Annotated in this window: 7 protein-coding genes; 6 read left to right on the top strand and 1 reads right to left on the bottom strand. The window is 41.4% G+C overall.

Translation table 11 applies throughout. The annotated features are described in order from the left end of the window. Positions 1–502 precede the first annotated feature (502 nt). The 4 genes from Q8865_10040 to Q8865_10055 all read left to right on the top strand — a co-directional run bounded on the left by Q8865_10040 (position 503) and on the right by Q8865_10055 (position 4,735). Positions 503–1,081, top strand: a complete 579-nt coding sequence (locus Q8865_10040) for a TetR/AcrR family transcriptional regulator (GenBank protein MDP4153755.1) — start codon at positions 503–505, stop codon at positions 1,079–1,081. Then, positions 1,081–2,565 carry an NAD(P)/FAD-dependent oxidoreductase gene (locus Q8865_10045; GenBank protein ID MDP4153756.1) on the top strand — a complete coding sequence of 495 codons (1,485 nt, stop codon included), beginning with the start codon at positions 1,081–1,083 and terminating at the stop codon, positions 2,563–2,565. The genes Q8865_10040 and Q8865_10045 overlap by 1 nt, the downstream gene beginning before the upstream one ends. 591 nt (positions 2,566–3,156) lie before the next feature. Further along, entirely contained in the window at positions 3,157–3,921 is a 765-nt protein-coding gene (locus Q8865_10050) for an MBL fold metallo-hydrolase (protein ID MDP4153757.1), read from the top strand. Between the two features lie 172 nt (positions 3,922–4,093). After that, the gene (locus tag Q8865_10055) at positions 4,094–4,735 is read left to right on the top strand and encodes a sugar O-acetyltransferase (protein MDP4153758.1); all 642 of its coding nucleotides are present in this window, start codon (positions 4,094–4,096) and stop codon (positions 4,733–4,735) included. 28 nt (positions 4,736–4,763) lie between these two features. On the opposite strand, the gene Q8865_10060 is transcribed toward Q8865_10055, so the two are convergent. Then, positions 4,764–5,348, bottom strand: a complete 585-nt coding sequence (locus tag Q8865_10060) for a TetR/AcrR family transcriptional regulator (protein MDP4153759.1) — start codon at positions 5,346–5,348, stop codon at positions 4,764–4,766. 152 nt (positions 5,349–5,500) lie between these two features. Between Q8865_10060 and Q8865_10065 the strand changes: the two genes are divergently transcribed. Both Q8865_10065 and Q8865_10070 read left to right on the top strand, forming a co-directional pair. Further along, positions 5,501–6,676, top strand: coding sequence for an alpha/beta fold hydrolase (locus tag Q8865_10065; GenBank protein ID MDP4153760.1), 1,176 nt, complete (start codon positions 5,501–5,503; stop codon positions 6,674–6,676). A gap of 258 nt (positions 6,677–6,934) precedes the next feature. Further along, a partial coding sequence (locus Q8865_10070; GenBank protein ID MDP4153761.1) for a PKD domain-containing protein occupies positions 6,935–9,380 on the top strand: 2,446 nt, incomplete at its 3' end.

The following is a 9,380-nucleotide window of genomic DNA, read 5'->3' on the forward strand; positions in this document are numbered from 1 at the left end:
TGAGGAATATTACAGTCAAAAACAATAAGCCGGCATGGAATCACCATTGTGAATTCTGTTTAGGGTGTTTACAAAGCTGCCCGGTCAGCGCAATTGATTATAAGAACAAAACGCAAAAACGAACCCGGTATATTAATCCGAATGTATAATGTTTTAGTAAACCGAATGACGTGATCTGCCAGTAAAAAGCTAATAGAAGGATTCAAACCAGCATGGTTTAAGTCTAAGCTTACGAGGTACATATTTTATTACAAATATTATAGCTATATAACCGACAATACCGAAAATTATTAATAGAAATGTTTTAAAATAAATTGCTATTTTTGCAATGGTATTTATCATAACCATGTGTCAGGGTATGAACCCGCACATGGATTTTTTATTTAGAGCAAATGGCGTTGTATGCAAGCAGAATTTCATACATGGCATATAGATTCTCTTGACAAGTGATTAATCCGTGCTATAATGTTGAATATATATTCAATGAATCGAGGTTTAATCAATGGGCGTCCGTGATGAACAGCGCGAAAAACGCAGAATTGAAATTTTGTCTGCTGGTCTTGAATTATTTATCCGCAAAGGATATGCAGCCACAAAAATCAGTGATATTGCCCGATGCGTCGGAATGAGCGTTGGGCTTTTGTTTCATTACTTTGAGTCGAAGGAAAAGCTGTATGAAGAGTTGATCCGATATGGTGTTTCTGGGCCGGCGAACATCATGGTTCCTACAAGTAAAGAACCGCTTGAGTTTTTTGAAGACACGGTGGAACAGGTCTTTCATTACATCCTCGCGGAACCGTTTTCAGCTAAAATGTTCGTGCTAATGAGCCAGGCATTTTATAACACGGCGGCGCCGCAAAGCGTAAAAGACTTGCTTCAAGGTTTTGATATCTATACTCCGACTTCATTGATGATGAAAAAAGGTCAGGCAAACGGTACGATTCGTGAGGGTGATCCATACTCGCTGAGCATTGCTTATTGGTGCGCAATTCAGGGCATTGCGGAGCAAATGGCAATGAATCCGGATTTACCATGCCCTAAAAGCGAGTGGGTTGTAGATATGATTAGGAGGAAAGCGTAATGAAAAAGGTTGCAATCATCGGTGCCGGAATATCAGGGCTTACGGCAGGCATTTATGCTCTTCAAAGCGGATTTGACGTGACAATTTACGAAAGCAACACTAAACCGGGCGGAGCCTCTACAAGTTGGCGGAGAAATGGGTATTTATTTGAAGGCGGATTGCACTGGCTGATCGGCTCATCGTCTCAAGTTCCACTGAACAGGCTCTGGCGCGAGGTCGGCGCACTGGACGACCAAGTACAGATGTACAACCGCGATCCGTTTATGGCTTTTGACTTTGAAGGCCGGATGGCATATCTTTATCGTGATATTGAGAAGCTTCGCCGGCATTTTCTTGAGCTTTCATGGGAGGACGAAAAAGAAATCAACCGTTTATGCTCAGATATTAAAAAGTTCACGAAGGTTACAGCGCCCGTCGTGGACATTAAAGGCGTAAAGGTGAAACAAAAATCTTCCATGCCTCTGTCGATGCTTTTACATATGCTTCCTGCATTTCCCCGCATATCCTTTTATTCCAATCAGAGTATCAAAGAATATGCCCGCCGTTTCAAAAGTCCGCTGCTGCGGTTGATGCTTGAGAGTATCGTAGGCCCCGATTACAGCGCTGCCGGAACGGTTTTCACCATCGCGACGCTTGCATCCGGTGACGGCGGTTATCCTGTGGGCGGCTCTCTGGGCATGGCAAGCCGGATGGCGAAACGCTTTGAGAAGTTGGGCGGCAAGATTCTGTACGGCCAAACCGTCACCAAAGTGCCGATCCAGGACGGCATCGCAAGCGGCGTTATCGTCGACAACAAGACAATGTTGGCAGACGCCGTTATCGTTACTCAGGATACACTTGCTGCTGTCGACACACTGTTCAGTCCCGCCATTCAAGAACCATGGACGGAAAGAATGCATGAAAATGCCAAGCCCACACTCGATACCTTTATCGGCGTGGGTGTTGAAACGAACTTGTCCGATTTGCCGGAAAGAATACAATTTGTGCCGGATCAGCCACTTGTATGCGGGGGCACTCCGCAGCCGTTTATCGGTATCTGTAATTATGCAGGTTACAAAGGATATGCACCGGAAGGTTGTACGGCAGTTACTTCCGCCATAATCGGCGACAGCTATGATTTCTGGAAAACCTGCAAAGAGAACGGAAACTATCAAGCCGAAAAAGAGAAACTTGCCAAGACATTTATTGAGATATTGGCAAAAAAATACCCACAGACAGCAGGGAAAGTAGCCGTTTGGGATGTTGCAACTCCGCTTACTTATGAACGGTATCTGCATTCTTATAAGGGCTCGTGGATGTCCATAATGGAAAAAGGGAGTAATCCGGAATATTTTCCGTCCAAACCAAAAAGCATTCAAAACGTTTATTTTGCCGGCCAGCGTTTGAGAAGCCCCGGCGGCTTACCCGTAGCGGTGGATTCAGGGCGCAGGGCCATCCAGTTTTTATGCAGGGATACCGATACGGTGTTTCAGAAGAATATATAAAATTCAAAACGTGGCACTATCAATCTGCGCCTTTTTAAGTGCCTTTTGACCAGATTGCCATAAAGAAATCCATGTGTCAGGATTCAAACTGCACATGGATTTCTTAATTGTTAAATAAGATGTATTCAAAATTTGTCACTCTTAACTTAATGAGCATACCACATGGATAATAGCATTTTCTAATATATTTAAATCAGTTAAATGAATATAATGACCACTATTTGGTGCGGAGATATATTCTGAATTGCAAGATATTTTTCCATGATTGTCTGCATTCCTGACAGTTGTACCAAATTTTTAAATTGTTCTCTCCGAAATATGGGAAAGATGATTTCCAGACACTTGCTCATAGTGTGGGTTTGCGAACTGCCGGAAAGCTTGCCTTCCGTGACGGTGTCGTCCGGTTTGATGTCGGTTGAACCTGCCCGGATGCAGAGCTTGACGATCAGCTGTTGTACTTCTTCTTAAGTTGCTCATTTTAAATAATCTATTGAATATCCTAACTCGAAAGCTTATAATACAAGAATTATAGGACGATAAGTTCGGCTTTAATTTTAGAAGCAATTCAGATACATAGGAAGGAAAATTGCTATGAACCTTATTCCTCTTAAACTCAGCGTTACTACATGTTATCTGGCCAAGGTCGATAACAAATATGTTTTGATTGATACCGGCTATGAAGAGGACTGGGAGTTGTTTCAGCAGCGGCTTGAAGAAATAAAAGTCAGCATTTCTCAGATAAGTCATATTCTTTTAACCCATCATCATGATGACCACTGCGGTCTGCTGCACCATATTCTAAAAGAGAACAGCTCGATTAAAATTGTCATGTCTCAGCGGTGCAGTGAACTGATACGAAAAGGTGAAAATGACAAAACGCACGGCGGTGGGCTGCTTAATAAGAGAGTGGCTTTTTTTATTCGGCGCAAGCAGGCTTATGTTTCATTGATACTTCACAAAAAGGTGGATAAATCGAAAAATCTGAAATTTTCGCCTTATGAGGTGAGGGAGCAGGATATTATTTTCACAGGCGGTCCGGAACTCCGAAGCATCGGAATTCCTCTTGACGGAAAAATTCTTGAAACGCCGGGCCACACTGTTGACTCCATTTCTGTTCTTTTCCCAGATGGGGATTGCCTTGTCGGCGACGCCGCCGCCCATATGTTGCCGTTTGCTGGCACAAAATATTGCGTCATTTTCATATGCGATATGGACGAATATTATAAAAGCTGGGAGAAACTCATTCGGACAGGTGCTAAACGTATTTACCCTGCTCACGGGAATCCTTTTCCGATTGAAAAACTGATTCATAACATGCGAAAGAACAAATCTGAAAACAGAGTGTTTAACCGTTAAATGCCTGAACGGGCAAAACAAAAGCACTGTAAGCTATTGCCCGTTAAACAGCGCGAACTGCAGAGCGTTATGCACATCTTTTTCAACCGTAGGGATATGAATACGAGCAGGGCGGCCATTAGGGAGAACGGGCGGACTTTATAGAATATACTAAAAACATGGAGGCTATGAAATGACAGAGGAAGAAAAGATATTTGCTCGTAAAATGTTTGACCCAAGGAGTCAGGAATTGCGAGTAATGAAGCATACAGCACATTTGGCATGTCAGAAATATAATACTTTGGATGAATTTGATTCTAAAAGGCAGTCGATTATTAAAGAGTTCATAGGTCAAATTGGAAATACTTATTATTTTCAAGGCCCGATTCAGTTTAATTACGGATGCCATACTTACATAGGCGAAAACTTCTTTGCCAATTTTAATTTGATGGTTATGGATGACGCCCGTATCTACATTGGAGACAATGTATGTTTCGGACCGAATGTTTCTTTGATGGCAACGACCCATCCGCTCATTGCCCAAGAACGAATGGGGCTTGATAAGGATGGGCACACAACAATGGCCGAGTATGCCGATGAAATACATATTGGAAACAACGTTTGGATTGCCTGCAATGCAACAATTCTTGGCGGCGTGCATATAGGAAACAATGTTGTCGTCGGCGCCGGAAGTGTAGTGACAAAGGATATACCGGACAATTATCTGGCATTTGGCAATCCATGTCATCCGATTCGTGAAATAACTGAATTGGACAGCAAAAAAGACCTGATTCTTGAAGCTGACAAAGAGCATTTTAAATATAATCTAAAATAATATTGAGCAGGTTGTAAAATTTTGAGATTCATTCAGACTGTTCTACTAGACCAATTGCTCCCGATTTGAAAAATTTCACAAGCTCTTTTGCCAAAAATGACGGAGAATATTTCATATCGTTATTGAGCCACCACCGTATGATAGAAACATAAAGTGAAGAAATCAGCTCTAGGCATAAATCTCTTGAGATCGAAAGCTGCATGGGAAAGCAGGTATCCAGCTTTTCAATTAGGGCTTTCTCCCATTCTCTGCTGATTCCGAGCATTTCTCTATCGTTCAAGATGAATTTGTAAAGCACTGCATCTTTTTCGACCGCCTTCATAATACAGCTCAGATTGTTCAAAAAGCCCTCGTAATCCAGTTTCCCATTTACAATATGAGCTTGCGGCTCTACCAGACACAATATGTTTTCAATTGCCTCGTTCACGAGCTTTTGAAGAAGATCAAATTTATCCATATAATGAAGGTAAAACGTCGATCGATTTATCATTGCTTTATCTGAAATATCGTTGACCGTTATGTTTTTGAACCCTTTTTCGTCCAGCAGTTTGACAAAAGCGTCAATTATCAATCTGCGAGTCTTGACCACACGCAGGTCATTATTACTCGACAATTTTCTCCCACCTGTCTATTAACGCGTTTGGAGTCAACGATTTCAGCGGCTTTGCCGTAAAAGCAACAGATCCGCCTGTGTTAATCATTGAACCGCGTCTTTTTCCCCATTATACTACGAGGTGAAAGCACAGGGAAGGAGTTTTACAAATTATGAAAAGGTGGACGACAAAGGATTTTCCAGTCGCGCTATATAAATTGCATCCGGATCAAAGCGTCAATTTTCAAATGAATCGCTTTTACAATTGGTCGAATGACCAAAAAATGCTTGATGAAATGAAAAAAGCGGGAGAATTCATTCATTCCTACGACGACTATATCAAGTCATTTCTTGCTCTTGGAAAAGAAGCACTGAAAATGGATGATAAGCTTAAGGCAGCACTATACTTTCGCGGGGCTGAATTCTTCATTCCTGAAGGCAGCCCGAATAAGCAGGAACTGCGCAGACAGTTTATATCTTTGAATAATGAATATTATGGGGTCACAAAAGACCAGCACCATCTGATTCCCTTCGGAGACGGTTTTCTCTCGGCCTACCGTTTTACGCCTGAACATCCAAAAGGGACAATCGTTTTTTTAAACGGTTTTGATGGCTATATCGAAGAATGCACCCGCATGTTCATGGTTTTTAAGGATGCCGGATACGACACCGTCGCTTTCGATGGCCCTGGGCAAGGCACCGTGTTGGAGGATTACCGCATTCCAATGACACACGAATGGGAAAAGCCTGCGAAAGCGGTGCTCGACTATTTCGACGTAGACGGCGTGACCGTGATTGGCGGGTCGCTGGGCGGATGTTTGGCTCTGCGGACCGCAGCGTATGAGAAAAGAGTCAAAAGAGCGATCTGTTATGATCTTTTGCCGGACTTCTTCTCCGTTACTATGCGTCAAGTGCCGCCCGAAGTCAGGGACAAATTCAAAAGTATGATTATTCAGGGGACAGGAAAAGATGAGATAAACGCCTTAATAAAGCAGATGATGCAGAAAAGCCTGATGCTAGAATGGGGGCTCACGCAGGGGATGAATGTTATGGGGTGTGATTCGCCCTACGATTTTCTTCAAAAAACAACCCTGTTCAATACCGCGGATTTTTCACCCCGCATTACGCAGGACGTTCTTCTCCTTGCGGGGCAGGACGATCATTATGTCCCTATAGAGCAGCTGCCGGAACAGATCAAAACGCTTACAAACGTGCGTTCTCTCACCGCGCGCATGTTTACGGCAAAAGAAACAGCGGGCAACCATTGCCAGTTGGGCAATATCGGGCTTGCCATCGACGTCATGCTGAACTGGATTGAACAAGTATCGGATCACACTCAGCACGTTTAAAGACTCGATACTTCCATTTTGTTTTATCATCTATATTTAATCGCTTTTGCGGTAAGCGTTCTTTTTCGACAGCCTGCAAGCTCGAACCTATTTCAAATTAGAGATAGGTTCGAGTTTTTTATATTTATAAATAGATGACGTGATATTTTATGATAAATTGATGCTATTTTTATATATTAGCAATTAAACTAAAATGTATAATTATTAATGTGTAAGCATTGGTATTTATAAATATCATCATATAAAGGGAGATATAAAGTGAAATTTAACAGGAATTTAATAAGATTTTTTATTGCTTTTATTATTGTAGGCATGACGCTGCCATTTGTGTCATCAATAAAAGCGAAAGCAGATTGTTTAAGTGCGGATCAAGTTAAAGAGCTTTTAATGATTGCAACAGACGGCAAAGAGATAAACCAAAGCTGGGTAGATGAAATATTAAATGGACAAACCCCTGACCAGCTATGCATCGACGAGATGAAAGAAGCGTTAGAAAGTGCCGACAATGCGGTCGATATATCCAACATATCGGTAAGCGGGTTAGAACAAACGCTGGAACACTTTGAAACGGGAGAAGATTTTATAAGTGATGTCTTAAAGCCTGTTGGCAGATGTGTTGTGGCTTTAAACGCAATTAAAGAAGCCAGACAGGGAGATATTCCCGGCCTTGTTACTGTATTATCTGAAGCTGGATTGGAAGAACTGTTTTCTCCGACGGCGCCTTTCTTTCTCGCAAAAGATGCTGGGCTGGTATTATCAAATTACATAAGTAAATGGTATGATAATACCATAATAAGCAACTATATTGATCACTGCATGTATTGCAAGGAAATAGGTGTTTCACCATGGTATAGCCTATATTTGACTGACACGACCCCGGAAGAACAGGAAATAATAAAATCTAATTTGCAAAAGCTCGCAGATTGTATATATGAAATTGAAACAAATACAACTTTAGCCGACTCTTCAACTTCGCAGCAATATAGCGTTAGTATGACCCCTGACAGCAGCTGGAACGAGCTTCCCGGAGAAGTTAGTTTTACTGCAAGTACATCTAATGCCGCAAGTTCTATAAGCGAATACAAATGGTATATAAATAATGAATTAGTTAAAGACGGAACCGAAAATAATTTTAGTTATAACTTTTCAAAAATTGATACATACCAGGTTGCTGTTAAAGCGATAGATAGTTTAGGAAATGAAACGACAGGTTATGGTTATGAAAATGTTAATAGCCCTGTTCATGCCTGCTTGAATTGCGATCATAACGCAGACTGTCCTTATGGATCTCCAGCTCATTGTACATTTAATTTTGATGCGTCATTATCATCGGTTGAAAATGGCTGGGGAAGTATTTCAAAATATAATTGGACCATAAAAGACAATGATGGAAATATAGTGGTTAGCGAAGACTCTTCATCGCCTAAATATAGCTATACTTACTATGGAGACTCTACTCAAAAATATTATTATGCTGCACTGACTGTATATAGCGACACGGGATATAAAGGGACTAGTGAATCATCCATTGTTATCGGAAGTTTCGGTGAAACCGATGATGATATAACCACAACAATTAATCAAGATCTTGTTTTGTCAAAGTCGTTTTCGCCATACATATATTCGTCGGGTGTTTCGTATAGTACTGGGTTTAACAGCTTTATTGTTGACGGCGCTGACCTGACGATAAATCCGGGGGTAGAAGCTACCTTTGAAAAAGGGATAACCGTCATTAACGGAGGCAGTATTACTGTAAAGGATGGCGCGACCGTTAACGCGCCATTTATTGATATAGAGTCTGGAACTTTAGATGTTGAAGGGACAGAGAGCGATACTTGTACGATAAACAGTACTGTTTCATGCGGTAAATCAACTGCAAAAATAAATTATGCCACGATTGATACTGTCAGTGGCACTGATTCAGCACTAGACATTCAAAACTCAGTCATAAAGCAGGATGTAGGAACAGATAATAGTTCATTAAAGCTTATAAATTGCGCCTTGAAACAATTTAGCGTTGATAATGCCACTGGCACAGCAGATATTGAAGGCTGTCATGCAACCGGAGATTCGAGCATTGATGCTAAGGCTGTAAACAGCGCGCAACAGATTATAATAAAAAATAACAAATTTGACAGCGCTGTAGAACTTTTCCTTCAAAAAGGCTTGCTTAACCAGTTTGATTTTGAAGGGAACACAGGCGCAGGATTAATATTATACGGTGAATTGGATCAGCAATTCAACTTGGATATAGGAATGCCTATACAGCTTGGATTCCAAAATAATATCCTCTCTGTTATCCAAGGCGGGGATATGACACTTAAGTCGGACAATATAAGCTCATCTGGGCTGGCAGTGGACGGGGGATCTATAACTTTTGAAGAAGGTTCAGCAATAAGCGGGCCGATTGATGTTTCGAACGGTGAGTTAAAATTACTTGGAACGGCAGAACATCCAATAACAGCAAGCGATATACAAGCCACGAACTCAACTGTTGACATTGAATATGCCACAATAAGTGGGAGCAACACAGGTATTGACGGGCTGTTTATAAATGGCGGCACACTTCAGCTTGAAAACTGTGATATAAATACGGTGTTTTATTTAATAAATATTACGGGTTCAAATGCTATTGAGGGCAATAAATTCGAAAATTCATTTTGGATAACGCAAGATGACAATAATCAACAGATATTGATGAAAA

It is taken from the genome of Bacillota bacterium (genome assembly GCA_030705925.1).
Taxonomy (GTDB): domain Bacteria; phylum Bacillota; class Clostridia; order Oscillospirales; family Feifaniaceae; genus JAUZPM01.

Bases quoted from the DNA above. Each gene is read 5' to 3' on its own strand.
- Q8865_10040 (MDP4153755.1), top strand. From the start codon at position 503: ATGGGCGTCCGTGATGAACAGCGCGAAAAACGCAGAATTGAAATTTTG.
- Q8865_10045 (MDP4153756.1), top strand. From the start codon at position 1,081: ATGAAAAAGGTTGCAATCATCGGTGCCGGAATATCAGGGCTTACGGCA.
- Q8865_10050 (MDP4153757.1), top strand. From the start codon at position 3,157: ATGAACCTTATTCCTCTTAAACTCAGCGTTACTACATGTTATCTGGCC.
- Q8865_10055 (MDP4153758.1), top strand. From the start codon at position 4,094: ATGACAGAGGAAGAAAAGATATTTGCTCGTAAAATGTTTGACCCAAGG.
- Q8865_10065 (MDP4153760.1), top strand. From the start codon at position 5,501: ATGAAAAGGTGGACGACAAAGGATTTTCCAGTCGCGCTATATAAATTG.